We start from the raw sequence: 26,562 nt of genomic DNA on the forward strand, positions 1-26,562 counted from the left end.
TTGGAGTATAACCGCATCCGTATCCATTCGTCGATCGGTTATCTGACTCCGTATTTGTACGAAAAAAGGTACTATGAGCAACTCCAGGCAGGATAAAAGTTGTGTCCACTTTCTTGACAGTGATCCAGTTGCCCCAAGGTGCCTGAAGTAAATCGGATTCCTTGATGCGGAGAAGCCGTTCCGCCGGGCAAGGGCGGGAGGGCTTCTTGGCTTGCTGCGTGCCCGCGCGGCAAAATACACTTGCGTTCCTCGCTCATTGCCGTATAATAGCAACAGCAAGAGATACCGCGGCAAATAGAATAGGAGAACCGACAGGTTTCCGTCCGGCACGCCAGCGTTCGGGCGGAATGAAAAGGGAAGCCGGTGAAAATCCGGCGCGGTCGCGCCACTGTGATGCGGGGGAAGCTGTCCGAAACCACTGTCCGCGCAAGCGGATGGGAAGGGGAGAGCTTCGGCTCGGGGCCATTTCGGCCTTGGGCGACCCGTCAGCCAGGAGACCTGCCTGTCCGGTGTACGACCCATGGGTTCCTTCGCGAAAAAGGATCGGGCGACATCAGAGGCTGAATGCCTTTCGTGCGCTTGCCGGCGCCGGAGCGGCAAGAGCAGGACGGCGTACGGCCTTGCATGGACGGACCGCGTATGCGGAGCCGGCAACTGTTGGAGCTGACCTTCGGATCCGTGAGGAAACGAAGGTTTTTTTCGTTTGAATGAAGGGTTCTCGATAAGGGCCGGCGGCGTCTCTTCCTGCAAATTACCTGCGGATGCGCAGAAAGGGAGAGAGTTATGCAACGGTTATGGAAAGTGGCATTGGCAACGGCACTGGCGGTCAGCTTGTGGGGGTGCGGCGCCGGCGGCGACGAGCAGCAAGGGAGCTCCGCGCAGCCTTCGCCGACCGCCGGAACGGCAGCGTCGGCGCAGCCGAGCGCGCCGGCGAAGAAGACCGCCTATCCGCTGAAGGTGACGGACGCGACCGGCAAGGAGTTCACGTTCGACAAGGCGCCGACCAAAGTCGTCTCGACTTCGCCGGCAGAGACGGAAGCGTTGTTCGCCTTGGGACTCGGCGACAAGGTCGTCGGGGTGTCCGACTTCGATAACTATCCCGAGGAAGCGAAGTCGAAGCCGAAGATGGGCAGCATCGTTCAGCCGAACTCGGAGGCGATCCTCGGGACGGGCGCCGATCTCGTGCTGACGGGCATCTCGATGAAGCAGCCGGCGGTCGAACAACTGAGGGCGCTCGGCATTCCTCTGTACAAGTTCGAGGCGAAATCGCTGGACGACGTGATGGCCAACCTGTTGACGCTCGGACAAATCTTCGACGTGCAGGATCAAGCCGAGGCGGTCGTCGCGCAGATGAAAGCGGATGTGCAGAAGGTGAAGGACGCGGTCGCCGGCGTCAAGGAGGACCAAAAGAAAAAGGTCTACATCGAGTTCGCTCCGGGCTGGACCGTCGGCCAAGGGGAGTTCATGCACGAGCTGATCGGTCTGGCGGGAGCCGTCAACGTGGCGGGGAATACGACCGGCTGGACGCAGATCAGCGAAGAAGCGATCATCCAGTCCAACCCGGACGTGATCCTGTTCGCGAATGGCGTGACGGACTACCAGTCGGGCAAGGCGCTGAAGGAGATCATCGAAAGCCGCGCGGGCTGGGATCACGTCACGGCGATCCGGAATAAAGCCATATTCGGTCTCGATCAGGATATGCTGTCCCGTCCCGGACCGCGGCTGACGAAGGGGCTTGTGGACATGGCGAAAGCGATCTATCCCGAGCTCGTAAAATGAGAGGGAGCCTGAAGACGGTCGAACGGAGGTGAGGGCGGCATGACGGCGGAACGGCTGGAGCTTCAAGATGCGGCGGCCGCGAGTGCCGGACGGACGCCATTCATGCGCAAGCTGACGTTGTGGGGCGGGGGCGGACTGCTGCTGCTCGCCCTCTCCGTGGTTGTGGCGGTCTCGCTCGGGTCCGCCGCGATCCCGCTGAGAGTCGTCTGGGGCATCCTGGGAGAGCGCGCCGCCTCGTGGATCGGGGCGGATGCGCTGCTGCGCGAATGGGGGGTGTTCGGCTCGGCGGATTGGGAAGCGAATACGGAATCGATCGTTTGGAAGGTTCGCTTCCCGCGGGTGGCGCTGGCCATGCTGGTCGGCATGCTGCTGTCTCTGGCGGGGGCCGCGTTTCAGGGCGTGCTGCGAAATCCGCTGGCGGACCCGTACATTCTGGGGATCGCGTCGGGAGCGTCGGTCGGCGCGTCCTTTGTTATTTTGTTCGGGTTGTATGTGCCGCTGCTCGGCGTCTGGACGGTGCCGCTGGCGGCGTTTGCGACCGGGATGGCGTCGCTCGCGGCCGTCTTCCGGCTTGCGGGCATGCAGGGCAAGTTCCGGGTGGAGACGCTGCTGCTGTCCGGCGTCGTCATCCAGGCGTTTCTCGGATCGGTGGTGTCGTTCCTCGTGTCGCTGTCCGATTCCGTCATGAACGAAATCGTCTTCTGGATGATGGGCAGCTTGTCGCTGCGCGGATGGAAATTCGCGGGCACGCTGCTGCCGTTCGCCGGAGCGGGACTGCTGGTGCTGTTGTCGTACAGCCGCACGCTTAATCTGTTCGCGCTCGGCGAGCGGCAAGCGGGACATCTCGGCGTCGCCGTCGACCGGACGAAGCTGGTCGTGCTGCTGACCGGCACGATGATGACGGCGGCGGCGGTGTCGGTCAGCGGCGTCGTCGGCTTTGCCGGTCTGGTTGTGCCGCATCTCGTCCGGCTGTGCGTCGGGCCCGATTATCGGCTGATCGTCCCGCTTTCGGCTCTGTACGGGGCGATCTATATGCTGTGGGCGGATACGCTGGCCCGCATGCTGATGAGCCCTGCCGAAATTCCGCTCGGGGTCGTGACGGCGATGCTGGGCGCTCCGTTTTTCGGCTACTTGTTGAACCGGCACAAGCGGAAGGAGATGGGAGCATGAACGCAATCGAGACGGCTGCCGGCACCCGGAAACGGGGCGGGCGGGCCGGAACGGACGGTGAACGGGCCGGGGCAGGCGGCGGACGGACCGGGACGGGAGAGGCGTCCGGGGCCGTATCCCCGTGTTTCTCGGTGCGCTCGCTCGGATACGTATCCGGCGGCAAGACGATCCTGAGGGACATCTCGTTCGACGTCTACCCGGGCGAGCGTCTCGGCGTCATCGGGCCGAACGGCAGCGGCAAGTCGACGCTGCTGCGCTTGCTGTCCGGCCATGAGCCGCCGTCGAACGGTACGGTCGAGCTGCTCGGCCGGCCGATTCGCGAATATCCGCGCAAGCGGCTCGCCCGCATGCTGGCCGTGCTGCAGCAGGAAGCGCTGCCGCCCGTCGCCTACCGCGTGCGGGAGACGGTCGGCATGGGGCGGTTCCCGCATCAGAATTGGCTGGGCGGCAGCGACGCGGCCGGCGAATTCGCGATCGACCATGCGATCCGGCGCTTGCATCTGGAGCATCTGCAGGACCGGCCGCTTGAGAAGCTGAGCGGCGGTGAGCGCCAGCGGGTCGCGCTGGCCAAGGCGATGGCGCAGGAGCCGCAGTTCGTGCTGCTGGACGAACCGACGACTTACCTCGACTACGGTCACCAGCTCGCGCTGATGGACTCGCTGCTCGAATGGCAGGCGGAGCGGAGGCTTACGATCGCGGCCGTCCTGCACGATTTGAATCTGGCCGCTCTGTATTGCGACCGGCTGCTGGTGCTGCATCGGGGCGAGGCTGTGGCTTGCGGCCGACCGGAGGAAGTGCTGGACGGCGAACTGCTGCGCAGGGTATACGGTATGGAGGCGGACGTCTTCCCGCATCCGCATACGGGCCGGCCGCAGGTGCTCCTGCCCCGTCCCGGCCTGCACGGGCGGCCGGGATCGCCGCTGGCGTCGTCGTCCGGGCCGGAGGGCGCCGCGAACGAGAGGGGCGGGGAGCCATGACGAAGACCTGCTGCGGCCGAAGTCCGGCCGGTTACACGATTATGCTGCAGGGAACGGCCTCCGACGTCGGCAAAAGCCTCCTGACCGCGGCTCTCTGCCGCATCCTGCTGCAGGACGGCTACCGCGTGGCTCCGTTCAAATCGCAGAACATGTCGCTGAATTCCTGCGTGACGCCGGACGGCCGCGAGATCGGCCGCGCGCAGGGGATGCAGGCGGACGCATGCCGCATCCCGGCGACGACGGACATGAACCCGATCCTGCTGAAGCCCAAGAAGGACATGGTCGCCCAAGTCGTCGTGCACGGCAAGCCCCTGCGAGATTACGACGCGCGGGCGTACCGGGAGCAATATTTGCCGGAGGCGGGCCGGATCGTGCGGGAAGCGCTGGGACGGCTGAAGGCGGCGTACGATGTCGTCGTGCTGGAGGGCGCCGGCAGCCCGGCGGAGATCAACCTGAAGGACCGGGATATCGTCAACATGCGGATGGCGGCTTGGGCCGACGCGCCCGTGCTTCTGGTGGCCGATATCGACCGGGGCGGCGTCTTCGCCTCGATCGTGGGCACGCTGGAGCTGCTGGAGCCGGAGGAGCGAGACCGCGTGCGCGGCTTCATCATCAACAAGTTCCGCGGCGACGTCTCGCTGCTGCAGCCGGGAATCGACTGGCTGGAGCGGAGGACGGGCAAGCCGGTGCTCGGCGTCGTGCCGTACTTGCCCGGACTGGAGCTGGAGGACGAGGATTCCGCTTCCCTGGACGCGCAGTTGGCCGGGCGCCGTGGGGCCGGAGCGGGGCCTGACGGCGACGGCGGTCCGAAGCTCGATATCGCCGTTGTCCGCCTGCCGCGCCTGTCCAACTTTACCGACTTCGATCCGTTCCGCGGCGAGCCCGACGTCGCGCTGCGGTACGTCAGCCGGCCGGAAGAGCTCGGCGCGCCGGATGCGATAATATTGCCTGGCAGCAAAAATACCGTCGACGATCTGCGGCACCTTCGCGAATCGGGCCTGGCCTCGGCGCTGGAGGCGTACGCGAACTCGCTGCGCGGCCGGATCGTCGGCATCTGCGCCGGCTATCAGATGCTGGGCCGCCGCCTGCTTGACCCGCTGCTGGTGGAATCCGACATGCCCGAACTGGAGGGACTCGGCTTGCTGCCGGGGGTGACGGAATTCGCCCCGGACAAACGCACGGTGGTCGCCGAAGGCGAGGCGCGTCTGCCGGGATGGGATGCCCCCGTCCCCGTCGAAGGCTACGAGATTCATATGGGCCGCACGGCATACGACTCGGAGGTGACGCAGCCGTTCCGCTTGCGCCCGTCCGGCTCCCGGGAGCCGTATTCGCCAGACGGGGCCGCGACGGCGGACGGCCGGATCTGGGGCACGTACCTGCACGGCGTCTTTCAGGGAGACGAGTTCCGCCGCGCCTGGCTGAATGCGATCCGAAGGGATCGCGGCCTGTGCGAGCTGCCTGTCGCATACCGTTATCGGGAGCGCCGGGAAGCCGCCTTCGACCGGTTGGCCGACCATGTCAGGCGCCATGCGGACATGAAGCGCATCTACTCGATAATCAGGAGGGAGCCGCACGCATGAAAATTTATACGAGGACGGGCGACGACGGCCAGACTGGCATAATCGGCGGCAGGGTGGACAAGGACGACGACCGCGTCGAAGCGTACGGCACGGTGGACGAGTTGAACGCCTTCGTCGGCCAGGCGATCAGCCTGCTGACGCCGGAGGAGGCGTCCGAGGGCGGCGCGTATGCCGACATGGCCAGGGACTTGCTGCAGATTCAGCAGGAGCTGTTCGACTGCGGCTCCGATCTGGCGCTCGCCAAGCCGGATTTGCGGCCGCTGAAGGTGAAGGGCGAGCACGTGGACCGGCTCGAGGCGTGGATTGACCGCTACGATGCGGAGACGCCGGACATCACGAGATTTATCCTCCCCGGCGGTTCGCCGCTGGCCTCCGCGCTGCACGTCTGCCGCACCGTCTGCCGGCGCGCCGAGCGCCGGGTGGTGACGCTGGCGCGCACACAGCCGATCAACGACGAGGTGCGCCGGTATTTGAACCGGCTGTCGGATTTGTTTTTCACGATGGCCCGTACGGCGAACCATCGCGCCGGCGTCGGCGACGTCGAGTACGAGCGGAGCGCCAAAGTGTTCCGGAACCGTCCATAACCGCCGCAAGCGGACGGCCGGCATCGGACCGGACCGCGAAGACGGCTCGCGCACGAACTTCTGCGATCAACAAAACGGCGTATCGCCCCGACGGGGAGCGGTACGCCGTTTTTTCGCCTAACGGAGCCGGCGGAATTACCGGTGCATGCGCCGGAACTCGACGGGCGTGACGCCCTCCTGCCGTTTGAATTGTTTAATGAAGTAACTGGCGTTCCGGTATCCGGCTTGAACGGCGATCTCCTCCACCTTCCGCTCCGGCTGCGCCAGCAGCAACTCTTTCGCCTTCTGGATGCGGCATTTGGCCAAATACTCGAACGGGCGCATGTCCAGCGCTTGCCGGAACAGGCGGCACACGTACTGCGGCGTGACTCCCAGACGCCTCGATAAATCCTCCAGCGTCAAATCCTCCGCGCACCGGTCTTCCATGTATTGAAGCAGAGGGGTCAACTGCTCCAGGCGATCCTGTCTGGACCGGACGTCCGACCGCTCCGTCGTCGTCGTGCCGTACAGATCGAGGAGAAGCTGGTAGGCGAGCGAGGAGCAGGCGGCGCCGCGCATCGGGTTTTTCGAATCGAGCAGACCGGCGATTTGCGAGATGCGCTCCAGGACCGCCTCGGGATGGGAGACGTTCCATACGCCGGAATGCCGGAACCGCAGCTTCGCCAGCAGCGGGCCGGCCAACGCGCCGCGAAACGTGACCCAACGGACGCCCCACGGCTCCCGGACCGCCTCGTACGCATGGGGCTCGTCCGGATAAAGCAGCATGCCTTGGCCGGGCTTCACGGCGTAGGTTATGCCTCGCGTCCGCAGCTTTCCTTCTCCGGAGACACACTGGATCCACTGGTAATCGGCATAACCCGCCGGCCGGTCGATCGGCTCCTGATTCAGCCATCCTCCGGCTCCCGTCACATAGACGGGCAGAGACATATCCCACTCCGTCAACGGCAAAAACAGGACGCGGTTCACGAAGCTTCCTCCTTTACTCGCATGAAGTCGGCGCGAAGGCGAATAGCCTTAACGGGTATTTCATATTGTGCCATTCCTGTTGAATATATTTCGATTGTCGACGGTCTGATCCGGGGGTTATGCTGTTCATATCGTTCTATATGCAATTGTACCAGATCAGGCGGAACCTCGCCCGCGATAATCTAGGAGGATGCTTATGGCGACCACGAACTGGCGGCTGAACAAGCTGCCCCATCTGTATTACGGCGGCGACTACAACCCGGAGCAATGGCCGGAGGAGGTCTGGCGGGAAGACGTGCGGCTGATGAAGAAGGCGGGCGTCAACTTCGTGAGCGTCGGCATTTTCAGTTGGGCGCTGCTGCAGCCGAAGGCCGACACCTACGATTTTGCCTGGTTGGACCGTCTGATGGACCTGATGGCGGAGAACGGCATTTATGTCGATTTGGCGACGGCGACCGCTTCGCCGCCGGCGTGGATGGCGGTCGAGTATCCGGATACGCTGCCGGTCAACGAGCAGGGCCAGCGCTTGCAGCACGGTTCTCGCCAGCAGTACAGCCCTTGCAGTGCGACGTACCGCCGCTTTTGCGCCGAACTAGTGCGCCGGTTGGCCGAGCGCTATAAGGACCATCCCGCGCTGCTGATGTGGCACGTGAACAACGAATACGGCTGCCATGTCCCGGTCTGCTACAGCGAGGAGACGAAGGCGGCTTTCCAGGCCTGGCTGAAAAACCGATACGGCACGCTCGACGAGCTGAACAGCCGTTGGGGGACGAATTTCTGGAGCCAACGATATTACGACTGGAGTCAGATCGGCCTGCCGGTCCGCACGCCGACCTACCCGAATCCGGGCCAGCAACTGGACTATGCGCGGTTTATGTCGGACGCCCTGCTGGAATGCTACCTCAACGAGCGCGACATTTTAAAGGAAATAACGCCGGACGTGCCGGTGATGACCAACTTTATGACCTCCTTCAAGCCGCTTGATTACTTCAAATGGGCGGAGCATCTCGACGTCGTCGCGTGGGACAGCTATCCGGAGGTGGAGAAGGGCATTCCGTACGAAGCGGCCTTCAACCACGACCTGATGCGCTCGCTGAAGGGCGGACAGCCGTTCCTGCTGATGGAGCAGGCGACGAGTCATGTCAACTGGCGCGCGCATAACCCGGTCAAGCGTCCGGGCCAGATGCGTCTGTGGAGCTATCAGGCGGTCGGCCGAGGCGCGGACGGCATCATGTTTTTCCAATGGCGGGCGTCCCGGGCCGGGGCCGAGAAGTTCCACAGCGCGCTGGTGCCGCACGGCGGCGAGGAGACGCGCGTCTTCCGCGAGGTGACGCAGTTGGGGAACGAATTGAAGCGGCTCGACGACCTGATCGGTTCCCGTACGCCGGCCGAGACGGCGATTCTGTTCGACTGGTCGAACTGGTGGGCTCTGGAACTGGACTCGAAACCGAGCCGCGATGTAAAATACATTCAGCAAGCGCTGAACGTGTACCGACCGCTGTTCGACGCCAACATCCCGGTCGACATCGCGTGCCCGGGAGCCGATCTGAGCAAGTACAAGCTCGTGATTGCACCCGCGCTGTACATGATTGCGCCGGGCGTCGCCGACAATCTGGAGCGTTACGTGGCCGGCGGCGGCACGCTCGTGACGACGTTCTTCAGCGGCATCGTCGACGAGAACGACCGGATTCACCTCGGCCTGTATCCGGCGCCGCTGCGCAAGCTGCTGGGCTTGTCCATCGAAGAATTCGATCCGATGGTGCCCGGCCAGACGAACCGCATCGTCACGACGGATGCGGCCGGATTCCGCGGCGAGTTCGAATGCTCCGTCTGGGCCGACGTGATTCGCCTGGAGGGGGCGCAAGCGCTCGCCGTGTTCCGCGACGATTTCTTCGCGGGGCAAGCGGCCGTGACGCGCCACGCGTTCGGAGCGGGACACGCCTACTATGTCGGCACGCAGCCGGAGGCGGCGTTTACGGCCAGGCTGCTCGCGCGGATCGCGGAGGAAGCCGGCGTGAAGCCGGTGCTGGAGACGCCCGGCGGCGTCGAAGCGTCGGAGCGCGTCGGCGCGGACGGAAGCCGCTATCTGTTCCTGCTGAACCATAACCGCGCGGAGTCCGTATGGGTGAAGCTGCCGGACGGCCGCCACGGGGATCTGCTGACGGGCGGCGTCCGCGAGGGACAGTTGGAGCTGGCGCCTTACGGGGTCGCCATCCTGCGGCTCGGAGCCCAGTCATGCGGAGTTGAATGATGATGGACAAAGGAACCGTCCGATTGCGGCTGACCAGCCGGATCGACGGACAGACGATCGAACAGACGATGCAAGCCGGCTGGAACCGGGTCGGCTGCGATATTTACCTGCGGTACGAGGAGCCCGATGAAGCCATGGGACGCACGCGCACGCTGGTCAAGTGGAGTCCGGCCGGCGGGGAGGCGGGGCATGGCGGCACGCTGCGGATCGTGCGGCACGGAGACTTCGAATCGGAGCAAACTTTCCGGATCGGAGAGCGCCTGCCGGGGCGTTACAAGACACCGTACGGCCACATGACGCTGGAGGCCGACACGACCCGGCTGGAGGCGGATCTGCGGGATGGATGGGGCCGATTGTCGTGGAGCTATACCTTGTATGTCGACGAAGAGCGAACCGGCGAGTACGACCTGACGATTCGGGTCGAGCCGGTAACGTAACGGGCCGCGCCGGCCGATCCGAGGACGGCGCGGTCTTTTCCTGCCGCCGCGAGAACCCGGTCCGCTGCGCATCCGGCCTTCGTCACGGGAATTTCTTGCGCAAGATCCGGAGGGCCCGCATCGCGTCGAGCTCGCCCGTCCGGGTTCTGCCGGACAGATTCAGCGGCCGCGCGCTGGCCAGCAGCAGCCGTTTGAGCCGGCGCGGCGACAGCGACGGGCGGCTCGCCAGCATCAGCGCCACGACGCCCGTAACGTGCGAGGTCGCCATGGACGAGCCGCTCAGATGATGGTAGCGCCCGTTCACCCACGTCGACAGCACGCGTTCGCCGGGGGCGTACAGATCGACGCTCGGCCCCCGGTTGGAGAAGCGGGAGATGCGCCGCGACCGGTTCAGGGCGCCGACGGAGATCGTCTCGGGATATCGGGCCGGATAGTCCGTTCGCGTGCTGCTGCCGTCGTTTCCCGACGAGCTGACGATCACGACACCGGCCGCCACCGCCTGGCGCACCGCCTCGTGAAGCGATTTGCTGCGCGTTTTCATGCCGAAGCTCATGTTGACGATGTCGAGCTTTTGCCGGACGCACCAGTCGATGCCCTGGATGATGTCGCTCACATAAGCGCTGCCGTGATGGTCGAACGCTTTCACCGGATGAATGATCGATTGGGGCGCTACCCCGATGATGCCGCCCGAGGCGGCAATCGTGCCGGCGATATGCGTGCCGTGCCCGTTGTCGTCGACGGGCAGCGCCCCGCGCAGCATCAGGTTGATGCCGCGTCCGATGCGGCCCTGCAGGTCGGGGTGATGGTAATCGATGCCGGTATCGATAACGCCGATCCGGATGCGTTGCCCCTGGGAGTAGGCCCACGCGTCGGGAGCGCGAATCTGCTGGATGCCCCACGGCACCGAGGGCTGCTCCCCGACCGCAAACGAAGTGGCGGAGCTCGGGCCGACGCTGACCCGCATATCCTCTTCCACCGTCAGCATGCCGTCCCAGTCTTTCAGCAATTTATCTTTGCAGCGCAGCGCGCAGGAGAATGACCGGATATTGCTGAGCGCGAGAACGCGACGGGCGGAGGGGATCGCTTTTCTCATTCGCCGTAGATGCATCAAGCAGTTCCTGTACTCGGTTTCGTCGGCGAAACGGATGATTTGTTTACGGGACTCGCGCACCCCGGGGATGATTTCGGCCAGCAGCGTCTCGAGCAACCGGACATGGTTCAAGTCGCATCCTCCCATCGGTCCTGCCAATATTTATCGGAGTATCATATGTGCGGGAATTTCGCTTGGACTAAATGCCAGCCCGGTTTCCGGGAAAGGGGCTCCTGCCGATTCGCCCGCCGCCTCCTCCGAACCCGTTCTTCATCCGTTGGGGAAACAGCCTGCCGCCCGGGAAGGAGGAGCCGCTTCTTGACGGGAACCTCGGTCTGGGACATTGCTTTTTTCGAAAAAATAGGTTTTACTATATGGAGATATTGGATAGAACAAGGGAAGGGACACACGCGAACCTGTTGGAAAGGAAGTGCCGGGCATGAGCGGAGATTATACATTGAAGATCAGCGAAGAGCAGATCAAGGAAGTGCCGATGGTCGACGTCGCCTTCATGATTCTGAAGTCGGCGAACACGACGTTTTACTTCCGCGACCTGATGAAGGAGATCGCCAAGGTCAAGGGCTTGTCCGAAGAAGAGATGATGGACGTCATTGCGCAAGTATATACCGAGATCAACATCGACGGGCGGTTCGCATGCGTCGGCAACAACGTGTGGGGACTGAAGCGCTGGTATCCGGTCGATCGTTCCGACGATATAAGCGGCAAATACCCGCGCATTATCAACGACGATGATGACGACGAGGAAGAGGAGGACTACTTCGCCGAAGAGGAAGAAGAAGCTTACGTGGGCGGCGAAGAGGGCGACTACGACTCGATCGACGAGGATGTCGAAGCGGTCGAGGCGGAAGACGAGGAAGTCGAGTTCTTCGACGGAGAGGAAGCCGACGTTCCGGAAGTGGAAGAGGCGGAGATCGTCGAGGACGAGGTGTTCGAAGAGGAAGACGACTTCCTGGACGACGAGAGCGCGGACGACGAGGACGACAAGCTCTGAGCGGCGGCTCGGATGAAGCTTGACATCCATCAGGCAAGACGTTAAACTATTGCTTGGGCTTTTCAAGCATCGTGCGTGCGATGCAAGCATATCGGGCGAGGCGGCGCTTTTTGCGCTGCAATCCCTGCATAGCATTTCCGAAGACAAAAAAGTGCCCCCGAGTCATCGGGCGACACTTTTCTTTTTTTGCGAACCGGCAGGTTCTGCATCAAGACGGACGCTTCGGCGCTTCTTACGCATAACGGTCCAATGGGGGTATCCAGATGACGAAGTACATTTTTGTGACGGGCGGGGTCGTATCCTCCCTGGGCAAAGGCATCACGGCGGCATCGCTCGGTCGATTGCTCAAAAACCGCGGGCTGAAGGTGACCATTCAAAAATTCGACCCGTATATCAACGTCGACCCGGGCACGATGAGTCCGTATCAGCACGGCGAGGTGTTCGTGACCGACGACGGCGCGGAGACGGATCTCGACCTGGGGCACTACGAACGGTTTATCGACATCAATCTCACCAAGAACAGCAACGTGACGACGGGTAAAATCTATCAATCGGTCATCAGCAAAGAGCGCCGCGGGGAATACCTGGGCGGAACTGTACAAGTCATCCCGCATATCACCAACGAAATCAAGGACCGCGTATTCCGGGCCGGGAGAGAATCTCAATCCGACGTCGTCATCACCGAGATCGGCGGCACGGTCGGAGACATCGAGAGTCTGCCGTTTCTTGAAGCGATCCGTCAAATCAAGAGTGATATCGGCCGCGAGAACGTCATGTACATCCACGTGACGCTGATTCCGTACATCAAGGCGGCGGGAGAAGTCAAGACGAAGCCGACCCAGCACAGCGTCAAAGAGCTGCGCAGCATCGGCATTCAGCCGAACGTGATCGTCTGCCGCACCGAATATCCAATGGCGGACGAACTGAAGCGCAAAATCGGCCAATTCTGCGACGTCGACGCCAATGCAGTCATCGAGTGCCGCGACGCGGACACCCTCTACGAGGTGCCGATGATGCTTCGCGAGCAGGGACTCGACGATATCGTCGTCTCCCACCTGAAGCTGGAGGCGGCTCCCGAGCCGGACATGACGGAATGGGAAGCGCTCGTGCACCGCGTGAAAAATTTGAAGCGCAAGACGGAGATCGCCATCGTCGGCAAATACGTCGCGCTGCACGACGCTTACCTCAGCATCGTGGAAGCGCTCGGCCATGCCGGGTTCGACGCCGATGCCGAAGTCAACATCCGTTGGGTGAACGCCGAGGAAGTCTATGAACACAACGTCGCCGAGATTTTGAGCGGCGTGCAGGGCATCCTCGTGCCGGGAGGCTTCGGCGACCGGGGCATCGAAGGCAAAATCGCCGCGATCCGTTACGCCCGCGAGCAGCGGATTCCGTTCTTCGGCATCTGCCTGGGCATGCAGGTCGCGGTGATCGAATACGCCCGCAACGTGGCGGGCCTGACTGGCGCGAACTCGTCGGAGATCCAGCCGGCTACGCCTTATCCCGTGATCGATCTGCTTCCGGAGCAGAAGGATATCGAGGATCTGGGCGGCACGATGCGTCTGGGGCTGTACCCCTGCAAGCTGGCGGAGAACTCCTTGGCGGCGGCGTGCTACGAGAGCGAGCTGATCTACGAGCGACATCGCCACCGCTACGAGTTCAACAACGAATACCGCGAGCTGTTGGAGAAAGCGGGCCTGCGCATTTCCGGCACTTCGCCGGACGGACGCCTCGTCGAGATCGTCGAGCTGCCCGACCATCCGTGGTTCCTGGCCGTGCAGTTCCATCCGGAGTTCACCTCCCGTCCGAACCGGCCTCAGCCGCTGTTCCGCCAATTCGTGCGGGCGGCGCTTGAGACTGCGGCCATCGCAAGCCGTTAATAACCGAACAGAAACCGTTTTGTCCGATCGGCCCGGAGCATCCCGCTTCGGGCTTTTTTGTTTTCGGATGCCCGGCTTCCGTTCGTAGGGTTCGCCTCCCGTGCGATAACATTTTTTCTCAGTTGGTTTTTGTTAAAAGAAGGGATTAGCCCGCGGCCATCGAATACATAACGGTAAGAAAGGGTTTGCGGAAGTGCATGGGAGCCGGCGGAGCGACTTTGGCCCCGCGGAGACGAGAACAAGGGAGTGGGACAATGTCAAAACCGAAATTGCTGATCGTGGACGATCAGAACGGAATCCGGATACTGCTTATGGAAGTGTTCAGCAGTGAAGGATATGTGACCTTTCAAGCATCGAACGGCAAGCTGGCGCTGGAGATCGTCCGGATGGAATCGCCCGACCTCGTTCTCCTGGACATGAAGATCCCGGGCATGGATGGTTTGGATATTTTGAAGCACATCAAGCAGATCAATCCGGACATCAAGGTCATTATGATGACCGCTTACGGCGAGCTGGATATGATCAAGGAAGCCAGCGATCTCGGGGCGCTGAAGCACTTCACCAAGCCGTTTGACATCGACGAGCTGAGAGAGGCCGTCAACTTCGAACTGAGAGGTCCCGCTTCGAACAATTCGGACAGATGGGTGGTCGGTTCCTGAGCCATAAGGCGGTTCGGGATTTTTGCCGTGTTCAATTGTAGGTATGACATTTTTCAAAGGGTTGTGCTATAATGACACAGGACGAGCATTGATCGGTTAGGGTTGAGGCTTCGTCAGTCAACAGGCGGAGCTTGTTCGCACGCCATCTCAAGGAGGAAACGAGAATGCCACTGGTTTCAATGAACGAATTTTTGCCTCAGGCGAAGGCGAAAAAATTTGCCGTCGGCCAATTCAACATGAATAACCTGGAGTTCGCCCAAGCGATCGTCGAAGCGGCGATGGAAGAGAAATCGCCTTTTATCTTCGGCGTCAGCGAAGGCGCTCTGAAATATATGGGCATCGAATTCACGGTAGCGATCGCTCGCGCGGCGGCTGAGAAATCCGGCCTTCCGATCGCGCTGCACCTCGATCACGGCAGCTCCTTCGAAGTTGCGATGAAATGCATCCGCGCCGGCTTCAGCTCCGTCATGTTCGACGGATCGCACTACCCCTTCGAAGAAAACATTCGCCTGACCAAAGAAGTCGTCAAAGCCGCTCACGCGATGGGCGTGTCCGTCGAAGGCGAGCTCGGCACGATCGGCGGCGTCGAAGACGACATCTCCGTCGATGCTGCGGAAGCCGCTCTGGCGAAACCGGAAGAAGCGATCCGTTTCTACGAAGAGACCGGCGTCGACTGCCTGGCGATCGCGGTCGGTACGGCGCACGGCATGTACGCCGGCGAGCCGAACATCCGCTTCGACATCATCGAAAAAGTGTCCCAAGCGATTCCGGTTCCGATCGTTCTGCACGGCGGTTCGGGCGTGCCGGACGAAATGATCAAAAAATCGATTGAAGCCGGCGTAGGCAAAATCAACGTCAACACCGAGAACCAAGTCGCTTGCACGGATACGATCCGTGAGGTTCTGGCCAAAGACGCTAAAGTATACGACCCCCGCAAATATCTCGCGCCTGCGAGAAACGCGATGAAAGAAGTCGTTCGCAGCAAAATCCGCCTGTTCGGAAGCAGCGGTCAAGCCTAATCCGGACATGCTGGTTCCCAACGGCGGCCCGAAAGCGGGTCGCCGTTCCTGTATACCGGGAATACATCGTGCACCCGCGCTCGGTGTCTTCCCTTTCCCATTTTTAGCGGAGGAATGCTACCCCACATGGAAAAATTAATGATTGCGGGCGGAAGGCCGCTCCGGGGAACCGTACAGATCAGCGGGGCCAAGAACAGCGCCGTGGCCCTCCTGCCGGCTTCCCTCATGGCCGAAACGCCGGTACTGCTCGATAACCTGCCCCATCTGTCCGACGTCGAAACGTTAAACGACATCATGAGAGAATTGGGGGCCGTCGTCACGTGGGAAGGCTCGGAAGATACGCTGCGCATCGACGCGTCGGCGATGAAGCCGATTCCGATGCCTAACGGCAATGTCAAAAAGCTGAGAGCGTCCTACTATTTAATGGGGGCGCTGTTGGGCCGGTTCGGGGAAGCGGTCATCGGACTGCCCGGAGGATGCAACTTCGAGCCGCGGCCGATCGACCAGCACATCAAAGGATTCGAGGCGCTCGGCGCCCGCGTCTACCACGAAGGCGGGGCCATCCGGCTGCAAGCCAAAGAACTGCGGGGCGCCCGAATCTACCTCGACGTGGTCAGCGTCGGCGCCACGATCAATATTATGCTGGCGGCCTCGCGGGCCAAAGGATTGACCTTGATCGAAAACGCCGCCAAAGAGCCGGAGATTATCGACGTCGCCACGTTGCTGAATGCGATGGGCGCCCGGATCAAAGGGGCGGGAACGGAGACGATCCGGATCGAAGGGGTCGATTCGCTGCACGGCTGCAGGCATTCGATTATCCCGGACCGCATTCAGGCGGGCACTTACATGATTATGGCCGCCGCGACACGCGGGGACGTCGTCGTCGACAACATTATCCCGAAACACCTCGAAGCGGTCACCGCCAAGCTGCAAGAAATGGGTGCTCATATCTACGAGATGGACGAGTCGATTCGCGTCGTCGGGCAGCCGATTTATCAGCCGGTCGATGTCAAAGCCTTGGTGTACCCCGGATTCGCCACCGATTTACAATCTCCCATGACCAGTTTGCTGACTCAAACGAACGGAACAAGCGTTCTCACCGATCATGTCTACAACCACCGCTTTAAGCACGTGCCGGAATTGGTGCGCATGGGCGCCAAAATCAAGGTCGAAGGACGTTCGGCGGTGATCGAAGGCGGAATGCTTAGCCCCGCCAAAGTGAAGGCGGCCGATCTGCGCGCGGGCGCGGCTCTCGTTGTGGCGGCCCTGACCGTTCCGAACGGGGGCGTCACGGAAATAACGGGCTTGGAGTATATTGATCGCGGGTACGACCGTCTGGTCGAAAACCTGAGAAAGCTGGGCGCCGAGGTGTGGCGGGAGCCGGTCCGTTTGGATTAGATCCGGGGCAATTGGGTTATGCTGAATCTATTGCTCTTATTTTGATGGACTTCACGATAAAGAATAGTACAGGGAGGATACTTCCCATGGATTTGCAAATGGCCGATCTGGAAGCGCTCAAGCTGAACGATCTGTATAAGTTGGCCAAATCGCATCAAATCCCGTCTTACGGGCAAATGAAGAAAAAAGAACTGATTTTCGCCATCCTGCGCGCGCAGGCCGAAAAAAGCGGCCACTTTTTCATGGAAGGCGTGCTGGACGTGCTGCCGGAGGGGTACGGGTTCCTGCGCCCGGTGAACTATTTCCCCAGTCCGGACGATATTTATATCTCGCAATCCCAGATTCGCAAATTCGATCTCCGTTCCGGGGACAAAGTATCCGGCAAATGCCGGCCGCCGAAAGAAAACGAACGGTACTTCGGCTTGCTGCAGGTCGAAGCCGTCAACGGCGAGAGTCCGTCGACGGCGGCAGAGCGCCTGCACTTCCCGGCCCTGACGCCGCTGTATCCGCAGAAAAAGATGGTGCTGGAGACCGGCAATCCGTCCGAATACGCCACGCGGCTGATGGACCTGCTGACGCCGGTCGGCTTCGGCCAGCGCGGACTGATCGTCGCTCCGCCGAAAGCCGGCAAGACGATGCTGCTGAAGCAGATCGCCAACAGCATCGCCGCCAACCACCCGGACGTCGAGCTGTTCGTGCTGCTGATCGACGAACGTCCCGAGGAAGTGACGGACATGCAGCGCTCCGTGAAGGGGGAAGTCGTCGCCTCCACGTTCGACGAGCTGCCGGAGAATCACGTCAAGGTGGCCGAGCTTGTGCTGGAGCGGGCGCTCCGGCTGGTCGAGCATAAGAAGCATGTCGTCATTCTGCTGGACAGCATCACCCGTCTGGCGCGGGCATACAACCTGGTTGTGCCGGCTACGGGGCGTACTTTGTCCGGCGGTATCGATCCGGGCGCGTTCCACCGTCCGAAACGCTTTTTCGGTTCGGCCCGCAACGTCGAAGAAGGCGGCAGCCTGACGATTCTGGCTACAGCGCTGATCGAGACCGGTTCCCGCATGGACGACGTCATCTACGAGGAGTTCAAGGGCACCGGCAATCTGGAGCTTCATCTCGACCGCAAGCTGGCCGAACGCCGCATCTTCCCCGCGATCGACATTCGCCGTTCCGGCACGCGCCGCGAGGAGATGCTGCTGACGAAGGAAGAACTGGAAAAGGTGTGGGCGATCCGCAAAAACATGCAGGACTCGCCGGATTACATCGAAGCGTTCCTCAAAAAATTCGCCGACTCCAAGAGCAATGCCGAGTTCCTGCAAACGATCAATCTAAATGCGGTGGCCGCTCCCAAGCGGACGCGCAGCGGAACGAGCCACTCGGCCTCCTGAGCAGGCGACGGGAGATTGGTTATGAGTTATCATTTGGTTTATGCAGACGAAAGCGGACGCGTGTACGACGATCCGGAGCTGCTGGCTCTCGGGCGCAACGGCGATATGATCACGGAAATAGTGGAGGACGAGCTGATTCCGCTGCCGGAAGGCGCGACGTTGGTGAGCCTGCCGTATACCCGGCCGATCGGGATGGACCCCGAGACCGGCGAGATGCGGCCGGCCCCCGGCGACCGTTACGCGGTGGGGGCCCTGCTTCCGCAGGGCTATACGCGGCTGCTGCTGCCCGGCTACGTGAAGCGGGACCGCTCGCAGTTGCTTCCGCTGTTCGGTTATACGGCCGTCGCCTGGAAGGATGACCGGTTTTATGTCGCCGCCCAGCTCACCGACGATCCGGAGCGCTGGAATCCTCGCAACTGCGATCTCGACGAACTGGAGCGCGGTGTGAAGCGCCTGCGGGAGAAGTACCCGGAGAACCGGCTGTACGAGCATCTGTCCCATTGCGCGCTCGGCTACGAATGTCTGACGGCGTCGAACACGTTCCTTCAACGCTGGGAAGGCGCCGTTCCGGTATCGTACTCCTGCAACGCGGCCTGCCACGGCTGCATCTCGGAGCAGCCGGACGACAGCGGTTTTCCCGCGCCCCAGACGCGAATGAAGTTCCGCCCCACGGTGCAGGAAGTCGTCGAGGTGATGATGGAGCAGTTGCGCGATCCCGAGGCGATCATCAGCTTCGGGCAGGGCTGCGAGGGCGAACCGGCGACGCAAGCGTCGATCATTATCCCCGCGATCAGGGAAGTGCGGAGCCGGACGTCGAACGGCTACATCAACATCAACACGAATGCCGGCCTGACCGACCATATCCGCGGGATCGTCGACGCGGGCCTCGACCTGATGCGGGTCAGCACGATCAGCGCGATTGACGAGCACTACAACGCTTACTACAAGCCGCGCCACTACACCTTGGCCAACGTGGAGAAATCCCTGCGCTACGCGGCGGATCAAGGCGTCTATACCTCGATCAACTATCTGATCTTCCCCGGGGTAACCGACCGCGAGGAGGAAGTCGAGGCGATGATCGATTTCGCCCGGCGGACCGGTCTGAAGCTGATCCAGCTTCGCAATCTGAACATCGATCCCGAGAGCTATCTTTCTCTCATCCCGCCCGCGCGGGGCGAGCTGCTCGGCATGAAGCGGACGATTGAGATCTTCCGGGAGGAACTGCCGGACGTCGTGATCGGCTCGTATACGCACGTGCCGCCGGTACGGCGCGCAATCGTTAATTAGATCATAACTGCGGGATTTTGCCGTGGTGTCATACCCCTCACGGTAAACAGTGAAAAAGCTCATGGCGTCATGAGTTCAACACTGTTCGCCGGAGGGTTTTTTTATGGCGCCAAGCCCGGTTCAGGACCATCCGAATTGGTTCGAATGGACGCCAATCAAAAAGCGGTTGGTCTTCAAGGCGGTTCGGATCGAATCCGACGGATGACCATGCCCGGAGGATGCTTGCGCCGTCGGGCGGGCCATGATATACTTTGCATTATGTGTGAATTTGAACTCTGTTCCCTCAGGGATCAGGGCGGAAAGAGGTGAACGAACAATGAAACCGGAAATTCATCCGACTTATCACGTGACCACGGTAACTTGCGCTTGCGGCAACTCGTTCGAGACGGGCTCTGTCAAACAAGCTCTGAAGGTTGACGTATGCTCGGCTTGCCATCCGCATTTCACTGGCGTCCAAAAGTTTGTGGATGCCGGCGGCCGTGTCGATCGTTTCAAAAAGAAATACGGTCTGTGATTTCAAACCGGATCGGGAAGATCGGGATTGCCGCAATTCGGGCAACGGCTTTCCAATCGGCGATATAAAAAGCCTTTTACAGGCTATTATTACCGGACATTCGACCGGCATAGGGAAACCTCCTGGAGCCATCCTAAAGGCCAAAGGAGGTTTTTTTATGTCCAGCACCCGTTTGATTCGGATGTTCGCCGCCGGCGCGATCGCCGCACTCTTGGCCGTTAACGTGTCCGCCTGCGGGAATGGGGCGGGCAAAACCCGTTCGTACGGCAACGACGGCTACAACGGACTGCAGAACTCATTTCCTAGCTTGCAGGTGGGCACCAATAACCGGGGCAATCAGGGCTACGACGAGGACAGCGCCCGGATGAGCCGGATCGTCAAGGGCGTATCGGGGGTCAAATCGGCCCGTTTGATTTTGAACGGTCCGACGGTGCACGTGAACCTCAAAGCCGATCCGTCGGTGCCCGACGAGCAGTTGGAATCGGTTCGCCTGCAGGTGCTTCGGCAGTTGGAGTATCAGATTCCGCGTTACGTATACGATGTCGAGATCAAAAAGTAACCAGCCGAATTGCCACGCGCGCCACTTTTAGCCTTCGGTTGCGAATTTCCGTCCGATCGGCTATACTAATGCTTACCGTGCTAGATGGGGAGGTAGCGGTGCCCTGTAACCCGCAATCCGCTATAGCGGGGTTGAATTCCTGTTTGAGGTCTTGTAGATGTGAGGTCTGGCGCCGACACGCGGTGTTGACGGCCGGTTCCTTCGCAATGGATGCCTGTGAACCCGGTCAGGTTCGGAAGAAAGCAGCCGTAAGCAGGATTTTCCATGTGCCGAGGGGGCAACCGGCCCGAGCTGGCGATCGGCGTACGCTTGGGTCGCAACGGCCGAGGACAGGTGCACGGTTTTTTATACATATTGCGACGACCGACACCGGTGCCGCGCATGACGATTGATCATGCGGCCCGGTGTTTTTTGTGTTCCCGCCGGTCCCCCTAGAAGTTTTCGCGTTCCAGCAGAAGAGAAGGAAGGAAAAGCTGGAATAATTCTCGAATTATTCAGAAATACCCGAGACTGATCACATAAAAAGGGGCGCATTCAAAAGTGGTGGATCGATTGCTGAGGGTAATGAGCAACAGGGTGTGCATTCCTTACGGAGAATTGGAGATGATCGTCAAGCGGTGTTCCGACAACTGCGTATTCGTCGTTGGAGAGGACGGGCGAATCCGGGCATACAGCGCTTTTGCAGGACTGATGTTCGCCGGTCCGCAAGGTGGGTTAAAGGGGGAATGGATTACGAATCGCGTTCGCCTTTCGGACGCGATCGGGAACGTTTTCGCTCGATATTTTTCCCGTTATCCGCGTACGGAAGCTCCGCCGCCGTTGGAACTGCTGATCCGGGGCGATTGGATACCTGCGGAGCGTTATACTTTGCATCATGTCAATTGCGGCGCGGATGGCGTTTTTTATCTGCTTTGGATATACGAACCGTCGAACCAACACAGCGGCAAATTGCTGCTGCACCGGTTCGCGGACGAGATGATCCGCCATTTCAGTATGGGCGTGCTGTTGATCAACGCGGACTTTTGTCTGGTCGATATCAGCGAGACGGCTTGCCGGATTTTGGGCTTTGAGCGGGATCAGGTGGTCGGGCTGCCGATGGACGAGGTGTTCGCCGGCGTCCCGCCCGAGCACCGTCTCGTGCAGCGTTCCCTGCTCGACGGCGTGGTGCACCGCAACCATGCGGTGTCCTGGACGAACGATGCCGACCGGTACGAGCTGCTGCTCGATTCCAACCTGCTTCTGAACGAATTCGGCGGAATCGAGGGGGCGTACGTCCTGTTTAAGGACGTGACGAATCTGCGTTCCCTGGAGCAGCAGGTGCAGCGCAGCGACCGTCTGGCCATGATCGGACAGATCGCGGCGGGGACCGCGCATGAGATCAGGAATCCGCTGACGTCCATCCGGGGATTCCTGCAAATGCTTAACCGGAACTTTCAGGAGGCCGGCCAGCAGAAGGAGAGCCAATACACCTCGATTATGCTGACGGAGATCGACCGGATCAACGAGCTGGTGAACGAATTTTTGCTGCTGGGCAAATCCAAGGATGTGGTGTTCTCCGCGATCGACGTGCAGCACACGTTGGCGGAGATTATGCCGATTATTCGGAACCAGGCGCTTCTACACGGCATTGACGTCGAATACAAGCGGGCGGAACGGATGCCGCTCGTTATCGCGAACGGCGAGATGCTCAAACAGGTTTTTATCAATATATGCAAAAACGGCATCGAAGCGATGGCTTCCGGCGGCGTGCTGACTGTACAGGAGCGGGTGGATGCGGCCCAAGGCATGGTGTACGTCGAAATTCACGATCAGGGGCCGGGCATTCCGCCTTATCTGGTGGACAAAATTTTCGATCCGTTCTTCACGACCAAGGAAGAAGGGACCGGGCTCGGCCTGGCTGTCTGCCAGCGGATCATTCACGATATCGGCGGCGTGATCCGGGTTGCGTCCAAAGGGTACGGCACGACCTTCTACGTGGGCATTCCTTACGGCGAAGCCGCTCCCGGAGACGATGAGCCCGGCCGGCGGCGCGCGGAAAAAACGGCGGAGACCCCCGATCCGGTTAGTCAAATGAAGGCGCTTGATGTATAATAAACAGGATGGTCGACTAGACCGAGCGCATGTACGAAATTGGGGTTGAAGCTATGGCTCACGTGGCATTGTACCGTGCTTGGCGTCCGCAGTCTTTTGCCGATATGGTCGGTCAGCGCCACATTGTGCGGACGCTGCAGAATGCGTTGCGCGAAGGCCGGACGACTCATGCCTACCTGTTCGCCGGACCGCGCGGAACGGGCAAAACGACGACGGCCAAAATATTGGCCAAGGCCGTCAACTGCAGGCAAGGCCAAGTAGACGAGCCGTGCAACGAATGCGATGCGTGCCGGGGCATTGCCGACGGTTCGGTTCTCGACGTGCTCGAGATCGACGCGGCGTCGAACCGGGGCGTCGAGGAAATTCGCGAGATCCGGGACAAGGTGAAGTTCGCCCCGACGGACGTCCGCCGCAAAGTCTATATAATTGACGAAGTCCATATGCTTACGACAGAAGCGTTTAACGCCCTTTTGAAGACGTTGGAGGAACCGCCGCCTCACGTCATGTTTATCTTGGCGACGACGGAGCCGCACAAGCTGCCGGCGACGATCATCTCGCGCTGCCAGCGGTACGACTTCAAGCGGGTGTCGCTGGAGGAGCAAGTCGGCCGGCTGGCGGCGATCTGCGCGGCCGAAGGCGTCGAAGCCGAGAAGGAAGCGTTGGATTACGTGGCGCGGCTGTCGGACGGCGGCATGCGCGACGCGCTTAGTATTCTCGATCAGGTGATCGCGTACACGGGCGGCCGGGTGACGTTGGCCGATGCGGTGGCGATGACCGGGGGACTCGAGACGGAGCGGTTCGCCGCGCTTGCGGACGCTCTGCACCGGCGGAATGTCGGGGACGCGCTGCGGATCGTCGAGGAATGGATGCAGGAGGGCAAAAGTGCCGAGCAGTGTCTGGAGAACCTGATTTATTATTTCCGCGACCTGCTCGTGATCGCAACCGTGCCGAACGCGGCCGGATTAACCGAGCGCATTACCGACGCGGAGGCGATGAAGCCTTGGGCGGAGCGCTTCGCTCCGGCGAGGCTGTTCGCCATGATCGATCTGCTGAACCGGTACCAGGCGGATATGAAGTTTGCGGCCCAGCCCCAGACGATGTTCGAAGTCGCGATCATGAAGCTGTGTCTGGAGCAGGATGCGGCTCCTCCGGCGGCGGGCGCCGCCGGTTCGTCCGGGAGCGCGCCGCTCCCTGCCGGAGCGGGCGCCGCTCTTCCGCCGTCCGAAGGGGACCCGTCCGGGCTTGTTCGCCAGTTGCTGCAGCGGATCGACAAGCTGGAACAGCAGCTTGCTTCGGTGATGCGGGACGGCGCCGCCCGGCCGGCCGAATCGCAGCGCCAAGCACCCGCGAGATCAAGCGTCTGGGGATCGTCATCGAACGGCGCGGTCAAGCGCAAGCCGGTCAAACTGGACGCGTTCGTGCAGGCCGCGGACAGCGAGACGTTCCGCCGGATCGCCTCACAGTGGGCTCAAGTGCTCGGCCAGGTGAAGCAGCGCAAGGTGACGCTGCATGCCTGGCTGAAAGAAAGCGAGCTTGTGTCCGCGACAGACGAGGCGGTGCTGCTCGCGTTCGGCGTGCCGATCCACCGCGAGACCGTCGATAAGCCGGCGAACCGGGAATTTATCGAAGAAGTGATGCAGTCGGCGTATAACCGGAAACTTCGCCTCGTCTGCGTCATGCGCAACGAGTGGAACGAGGCGCTCGCGCAACATGGCGGAGCCGGCGCCTCCGGGGGCGGGCAGACGCCGCCGGCCGGAGGGGAAGGATTGTCGGCGGACAATCTGCTTCAATACGAATCGGAGGCGCCGAAGTCTCCGGAGAAAGATTGGCTGAACGAGACGATCGGCTTGTTCGGGGAAGAGCTTGTCGTCATCCGCGACGGAGAAGAATAAACGGTTCGCGGGTTCATGAATGCAAAGGAGGAACTCTCATGAATAACATGCAGCAAATGATGCGCCAAGTGAAAAAGATGCAGGAGCAAATGCTGAAAGCACAGGAAGAGCTGGGCAACAAAACGGTGGAAGGTTCGGCCGGAGGCGGCGCGGTAACGGTGACGGTTACCGGCCACCGCAAAGTGAAAAGCATCGTGATCAAACCGGAAGCCGTTGATCCCGAGGATGTCGAAATGCTGCAGGACCTGGTGCTTACGGCCGTCAACGACGCGCTCAACAAAGCGGAGGAACTGGCCGGCAAGGAAATGGGCAAACTGACCGGCGGTCTGAATCTGCCGGGCATTTTCTGATACCGGAGGACCTATGTATTATCCGGAGCCGATAGCCAAGCTGATCGACTCATTCTCCCGACTTCCCGGCATCGGTCCGAAAACGGCTGGAAGATTGGCTTTTCATGTGCTGCGGATGAAGGAAGAAGATGTCGTCGATTTTGCCAAATCGCTTGTGAATGTCAAGCGCAATCTGCACTACTGTTCGGTCTGCTGCAATATTACCGATGTCGATCCTTGCCGGATTTGTTCGGATAAAAGCAGGGACGGATCGGTGATCTGCGTCGTGCAGGAAGCCAAAGACCTGGTGGCAATGGAACGGACCAAAGAGTACAACGGACTTTATCACGTGCTTCACGGGGCGATTTCTCCGATGGAGGGAATCGGACCGGACGATATCCGGCTGGCGGAGCTCTTGCGGCGATTGACGGACGAAAAGGTGCAGGAATTGATTCTGGCGACCAACGCCAATATCGAGGGCGAAGCGACGGCGATGTATTTGTCGCGCCTCGTGAAGCCTTTTGGTCTGAAAGTAACGCGGATTGCGCACGGGCTTCCGGTCGGCGGAGATTTGGAATACGCCGACGAGGTCACGCTTACGAAGGCGCTGGAGGGCCGTCGCGAACTGAACTGAACTAATCGGGGGCGGAAGCTCGGCCGGAATCGGCCGGGTTTTTTTGCGTTCAAGTCCATCGCGCTTCGAGGCAGCGCCGAGTTTCCGGTTCTAAAACGGTCGGCCGTTCCATATGATGTGGCGAGAGCGCCAATCAGGTGCCAGCCAATTCGGAAAGGCGGTCGGACGAATGGAACTGCAGACGGACAAGCGTTTAATCGAAGGACAATTGAAAAAAAAGGCGGCAAGCCGGCGGTTGAGGCGTTCGAAGTTGCTTGACTCGGACAAGCGCCAACTGCTGGCGGAAATCCGCAAGGCGAAGCGGGAATGGCAAAGCGCTTGGAACCGGTTTGACTACGCCTATACTCCCGAGCAGGTCGACTATGCCATCTATGCGCTTGGGGCTGCGGAGAAACAGTACACGATGCTGATCCGCCAAGCCGAGCGGGAGAAGCTGAGTTTGTTTAACGAAGAGGCGGGCGCGTTGTGGAAGGGGATAGATTTTGCGGATGTGCCGGTCTCGGGTGGGCGGAAATGAAGACGGTCTTATGGGGCGCGCTGGCCGGTTCCGGGGTGTGGCTCGCCTGGTTGTTGTGGCGTTACGGAGAAGCGAGGAAGCGGGTAACGTGGCTCGGGCTGCAGTTCGTGCTGGCCGCTCTGCTGATCGTGCTGGCGCAAGGAACAGCGTCACGGTTCGGCTTGCACGTCCCGCTGAATTGGTTCTCCGTGCTGTCGGTGATGGCGCTTGGTTTGCCGGGGCTCGGTCTTGTCGTTGCGGTTCGGATGTGGCTGCTCTAGCTGGTTAAATTTTTTTTATAAAAAGGGTTGACTTTATATTTGCCCAGGTGGTATATTCATAAAGTCGCCGTTGCGATGGTGACTGACAGCGAACGAAAGTTCGCGAAGGTTCGATCTTTGAAAACTGAACAAGTGCGAAGCGTCAATTCGATCTCGCGAGAGATCAATGACTGAAAAGTCAGCAATGAGCTATGGAGCTCATCCAGATAAGCAACACCTTTTTGGAGAGTTTGATCCTGGCTCAGGACGAACGCTGGCGGCGTGCCTAATACATGCAAGTCGAGCGGACTGT

Annotated in this window: 24 protein-coding genes, 1 rRNA gene, 1 other RNA gene and 1 riboswitch; of the genes, 24 read left to right on the plus strand and 2 right to left on the minus strand. The window is 60.8% G+C overall.

What is annotated here, in order from left to right; all coding sequences use genetic code 11:
- Window positions 1–296 precede the first annotated feature (296 nt).
- A riboswitch (cobalamin riboswitch) is annotated at window positions 297–520 on the plus strand.
- Between the two features lie 263 nt (window positions 521–783).
- The 5 genes from FE781_RS16235 (at window position 784) to FE781_RS16255 (ending at window position 6,090) form a co-directional block, all read left to right on the plus strand.
- Entirely contained in the window at window positions 784–1,779 is a 996-nt protein-coding gene (locus FE781_RS16235) for an ABC transporter substrate-binding protein (RefSeq protein ID WP_138790666.1), read from the plus strand.
- A 102-nt stretch (window positions 1,780–1,881) separates the two neighbouring features.
- Window positions 1,882–2,949, plus strand: coding sequence for a FecCD family ABC transporter permease (locus FE781_RS16240; RefSeq protein ID WP_138790686.1), 1,068 nt, complete (start codon window positions 1,882–1,884; stop codon window positions 2,947–2,949).
- Window positions 2,946–3,926, plus strand: a complete 981-nt coding sequence (locus FE781_RS16245; RefSeq protein WP_138790667.1) for an ABC transporter ATP-binding protein — start codon at window positions 2,946–2,948, stop codon at window positions 3,924–3,926. The genes FE781_RS16240 and FE781_RS16245 overlap by 4 nt, the downstream gene beginning before the upstream one ends.
- A complete protein-coding gene (locus tag FE781_RS16250; protein WP_138790668.1) occupies window positions 3,923–5,506 on the plus strand; it encodes a cobyric acid synthase in 1,584 nt (527 codons plus the stop codon). The genes FE781_RS16245 and FE781_RS16250 overlap by 4 nt, the downstream gene beginning before the upstream one ends.
- Window positions 5,503–6,090 (plus strand): cob(I)yrinic acid a,c-diamide adenosyltransferase, encoded by a 588-nt coding sequence (locus FE781_RS16255; RefSeq protein ID WP_138790669.1) that lies wholly within the window; start codon window positions 5,503–5,505, stop codon window positions 6,088–6,090. The genes FE781_RS16250 and FE781_RS16255 overlap by 4 nt, the downstream gene beginning before the upstream one ends.
- A 135-nt stretch (window positions 6,091–6,225) precedes the next feature.
- On the opposite strand, the gene FE781_RS16260 is transcribed toward FE781_RS16255, so the two are convergent.
- Window positions 6,226–7,056, minus strand: a complete 831-nt coding sequence (locus FE781_RS16260) for a helix-turn-helix transcriptional regulator (RefSeq protein WP_138790670.1) — start codon at window positions 7,054–7,056, stop codon at window positions 6,226–6,228.
- 196 nt (window positions 7,057–7,252) lie between these two features.
- On the opposite strand from FE781_RS16260, the gene FE781_RS16265 reads away from it, so the two are divergent.
- Complete coding sequence (locus tag FE781_RS16265) at window positions 7,253–9,307, plus strand: beta-galactosidase (protein WP_211346389.1); 2,055 nt, start codon at window positions 7,253–7,255, stop codon at window positions 9,305–9,307.
- 2 nt (window positions 9,308–9,309) lie between these two features.
- Entirely contained in the window at window positions 9,310–9,744 is a 435-nt protein-coding gene (locus tag FE781_RS16270; RefSeq protein ID WP_170209573.1) for a YwiB family protein, read from the plus strand.
- Between the two features lie 82 nt (window positions 9,745–9,826).
- On the opposite strand, the gene FE781_RS16275 is transcribed toward FE781_RS16270, so the two are convergent.
- On the minus strand, window positions 9,827–10,966 hold the full coding sequence (locus tag FE781_RS16275; RefSeq protein WP_246068221.1) for a S8 family peptidase: 1,140 nt from the start codon (window positions 10,964–10,966) through the stop codon (window positions 9,827–9,829).
- A 307-nt stretch (window positions 10,967–11,273) separates the two neighbouring features.
- Here FE781_RS16275 and rpoE point away from each other — a divergent pair, with 307 nt between their 5' ends.
- The 17 genes from rpoE to FE781_RS16360 all read left to right on the plus strand — a co-directional run.
- Window positions 11,274–11,846 (plus strand): DNA-directed RNA polymerase subunit delta, encoded by a 573-nt coding sequence (rpoE, locus tag FE781_RS16280; protein WP_138790672.1) that lies wholly within the window; start codon window positions 11,274–11,276, stop codon window positions 11,844–11,846.
- A 263-nt stretch (window positions 11,847–12,109) separates the two neighbouring features.
- Window positions 12,110–13,726: a CTP synthase gene (locus FE781_RS16285; RefSeq protein WP_138790673.1), complete on the plus strand. Its 1,617-nt coding sequence runs from the start codon at window positions 12,110–12,112 to the stop codon at window positions 13,724–13,726.
- Between the two features lie 254 nt (window positions 13,727–13,980).
- Complete coding sequence (locus tag FE781_RS16290; protein WP_138790674.1) at window positions 13,981–14,385, plus strand: response regulator; 405 nt, start codon at window positions 13,981–13,983, stop codon at window positions 14,383–14,385.
- 164 nt (window positions 14,386–14,549) lie between these two features.
- The gene (gene fba, locus FE781_RS16295; RefSeq protein WP_138790675.1) at window positions 14,550–15,404 is read left to right on the plus strand and encodes a class II fructose-1,6-bisphosphate aldolase; all 855 of its coding nucleotides are present in this window, start codon (window positions 14,550–14,552) and stop codon (window positions 15,402–15,404) included.
- Window positions 15,405–15,530: 126 nt separating this feature from the next.
- Window positions 15,531–16,802, plus strand: coding sequence for a UDP-N-acetylglucosamine 1-carboxyvinyltransferase (locus tag FE781_RS16300; RefSeq protein WP_138790676.1), 1,272 nt, complete (start codon window positions 15,531–15,533; stop codon window positions 16,800–16,802).
- 86 nt (window positions 16,803–16,888) lie between these two features.
- Entirely contained in the window at window positions 16,889–18,187 is a 1,299-nt protein-coding gene (gene rho / locus FE781_RS16305; RefSeq protein ID WP_138790677.1) for a transcription termination factor Rho, read from the plus strand.
- A 21-nt stretch (window positions 18,188–18,208) separates the two neighbouring features.
- Window positions 18,209–19,474, plus strand: a complete 1,266-nt coding sequence (locus tag FE781_RS16310; protein ID WP_138790678.1) for a radical SAM protein — start codon at window positions 18,209–18,211, stop codon at window positions 19,472–19,474.
- Between the two features lie 316 nt (window positions 19,475–19,790).
- A complete protein-coding gene (gene rpmE / locus FE781_RS16315; RefSeq protein ID WP_138790679.1) occupies window positions 19,791–19,988 on the plus strand; it encodes a 50S ribosomal protein L31 in 198 nt (65 codons plus the stop codon).
- Window positions 19,989–20,145: 157 nt separating this feature from the next.
- Window positions 20,146–20,547 (plus strand): hypothetical protein, encoded by a 402-nt coding sequence (locus tag FE781_RS16320; RefSeq protein WP_138790680.1) that lies wholly within the window; start codon window positions 20,146–20,148, stop codon window positions 20,545–20,547.
- 75 nt (window positions 20,548–20,622) lie between these two features.
- An RNA gene (gene ffs, locus FE781_RS16325) (signal recognition particle sRNA large type) lies at window positions 20,623–20,888 on the plus strand.
- A gap of 478 nt (window positions 20,889–21,366) precedes the next feature.
- Window positions 21,367–22,638, plus strand: a complete 1,272-nt coding sequence (locus tag FE781_RS16330) for an ATP-binding protein (protein ID WP_246068222.1) — start codon at window positions 21,367–21,369, stop codon at window positions 22,636–22,638.
- A 53-nt stretch (window positions 22,639–22,691) separates the two neighbouring features.
- On the plus strand, window positions 22,692–24,530 hold the full coding sequence (dnaX, locus tag FE781_RS16335; RefSeq protein WP_138790681.1) for a DNA polymerase III subunit gamma/tau: 1,839 nt from the start codon (window positions 22,692–22,694) through the stop codon (window positions 24,528–24,530).
- 38 nt (window positions 24,531–24,568) lie between these two features.
- Entirely contained in the window at window positions 24,569–24,880 is a 312-nt protein-coding gene (locus FE781_RS16340) for a YbaB/EbfC family nucleoid-associated protein (protein ID WP_138790682.1), read from the plus strand.
- A gap of 13 nt (window positions 24,881–24,893) precedes the next feature.
- On the plus strand, window positions 24,894–25,493 hold the full coding sequence (gene recR, locus FE781_RS16345) for a recombination mediator RecR (protein ID WP_138790683.1): 600 nt from the start codon (window positions 24,894–24,896) through the stop codon (window positions 25,491–25,493).
- A gap of 169 nt (window positions 25,494–25,662) precedes the next feature.
- Window positions 25,663–26,010 carry a DUF2508 family protein gene (locus FE781_RS16350; RefSeq protein WP_138790684.1) on the plus strand — a complete coding sequence of 116 codons (348 nt, stop codon included), beginning with the start codon at window positions 25,663–25,665 and terminating at the stop codon, window positions 26,008–26,010.
- A complete protein-coding gene (locus tag FE781_RS16355; protein WP_138790685.1) occupies window positions 26,007–26,270 on the plus strand; it encodes a pro-sigmaK processing inhibitor BofA family protein in 264 nt (87 codons plus the stop codon). The genes FE781_RS16350 and FE781_RS16355 overlap by 4 nt, the downstream gene beginning before the upstream one ends.
- Before the next feature lie 218 nt (window positions 26,271–26,488).
- Window positions 26,489–26,562, plus strand: a 16S ribosomal RNA gene (locus FE781_RS16360); the annotation flags it as partial.

Source organism: Paenibacillus thermoaerophilus (assembly GCF_005938195.1).
Taxonomy (GTDB): Bacteria; Bacillota; Bacilli; order Paenibacillales; family Reconciliibacillaceae; genus Paenibacillus_W; species Paenibacillus_W thermoaerophilus.

Coding starts and splice junctions, on each gene's coding strand:
- rpoE (WP_138790672.1), top strand. CDS start 11,274: ATGAGCGGAGATTATACATTGAAGATCAGCGAAGAGCAGATCAAGGAA.
- FE781_RS16240 (WP_138790686.1), top strand. CDS start 1,882: ATGCGCAAGCTGACGTTGTGGGGCGGGGGCGGACTGCTGCTGCTCGCC.
- FE781_RS16245 (WP_138790667.1), top strand. CDS start 2,946: ATGAACGCAATCGAGACGGCTGCCGGCACCCGGAAACGGGGCGGGCGG.
- FE781_RS16320 (WP_138790680.1), top strand. CDS start 20,146: ATGTCCAGCACCCGTTTGATTCGGATGTTCGCCGCCGGCGCGATCGCC.
- FE781_RS16250 (WP_138790668.1), top strand. CDS start 3,923: ATGACGAAGACCTGCTGCGGCCGAAGTCCGGCCGGTTACACGATTATG.
- FE781_RS16285 (WP_138790673.1), top strand. CDS start 12,110: ATGACGAAGTACATTTTTGTGACGGGCGGGGTCGTATCCTCCCTGGGC.
- FE781_RS16340 (WP_138790682.1), top strand. CDS start 24,569: ATGAATAACATGCAGCAAATGATGCGCCAAGTGAAAAAGATGCAGGAG.
- recR (WP_138790683.1), top strand. CDS start 24,894: ATGTATTATCCGGAGCCGATAGCCAAGCTGATCGACTCATTCTCCCGA.
- FE781_RS16265 (WP_211346389.1), top strand. CDS start 7,253: ATGGCGACCACGAACTGGCGGCTGAACAAGCTGCCCCATCTGTATTAC.
- FE781_RS16255 (WP_138790669.1), top strand. CDS start 5,503: ATGAAAATTTATACGAGGACGGGCGACGACGGCCAGACTGGCATAATC.
- rho (WP_138790677.1), top strand. CDS start 16,889: ATGGATTTGCAAATGGCCGATCTGGAAGCGCTCAAGCTGAACGATCTG.
- FE781_RS16300 (WP_138790676.1), top strand. CDS start 15,531: ATGGAAAAATTAATGATTGCGGGCGGAAGGCCGCTCCGGGGAACCGTA.
- FE781_RS16290 (WP_138790674.1), top strand. CDS start 13,981: ATGTCAAAACCGAAATTGCTGATCGTGGACGATCAGAACGGAATCCGG.
- FE781_RS16270 (WP_170209573.1), top strand. CDS start 9,310: ATGGACAAAGGAACCGTCCGATTGCGGCTGACCAGCCGGATCGACGGA.
- FE781_RS16355 (WP_138790685.1), top strand. CDS start 26,007: ATGAAGACGGTCTTATGGGGCGCGCTGGCCGGTTCCGGGGTGTGGCTC.
- FE781_RS16350 (WP_138790684.1), top strand. CDS start 25,663: ATGGAACTGCAGACGGACAAGCGTTTAATCGAAGGACAATTGAAAAAA.
- rpmE (WP_138790679.1), top strand. CDS start 19,791: ATGAAACCGGAAATTCATCCGACTTATCACGTGACCACGGTAACTTGC.
- FE781_RS16235 (WP_138790666.1), top strand. CDS start 784: ATGCAACGGTTATGGAAAGTGGCATTGGCAACGGCACTGGCGGTCAGC.
- dnaX (WP_138790681.1), top strand. CDS start 22,692: ATGGCTCACGTGGCATTGTACCGTGCTTGGCGTCCGCAGTCTTTTGCC.
- FE781_RS16310 (WP_138790678.1), top strand. CDS start 18,209: ATGAGTTATCATTTGGTTTATGCAGACGAAAGCGGACGCGTGTACGAC.
- fba (WP_138790675.1), top strand. CDS start 14,550: ATGCCACTGGTTTCAATGAACGAATTTTTGCCTCAGGCGAAGGCGAAA.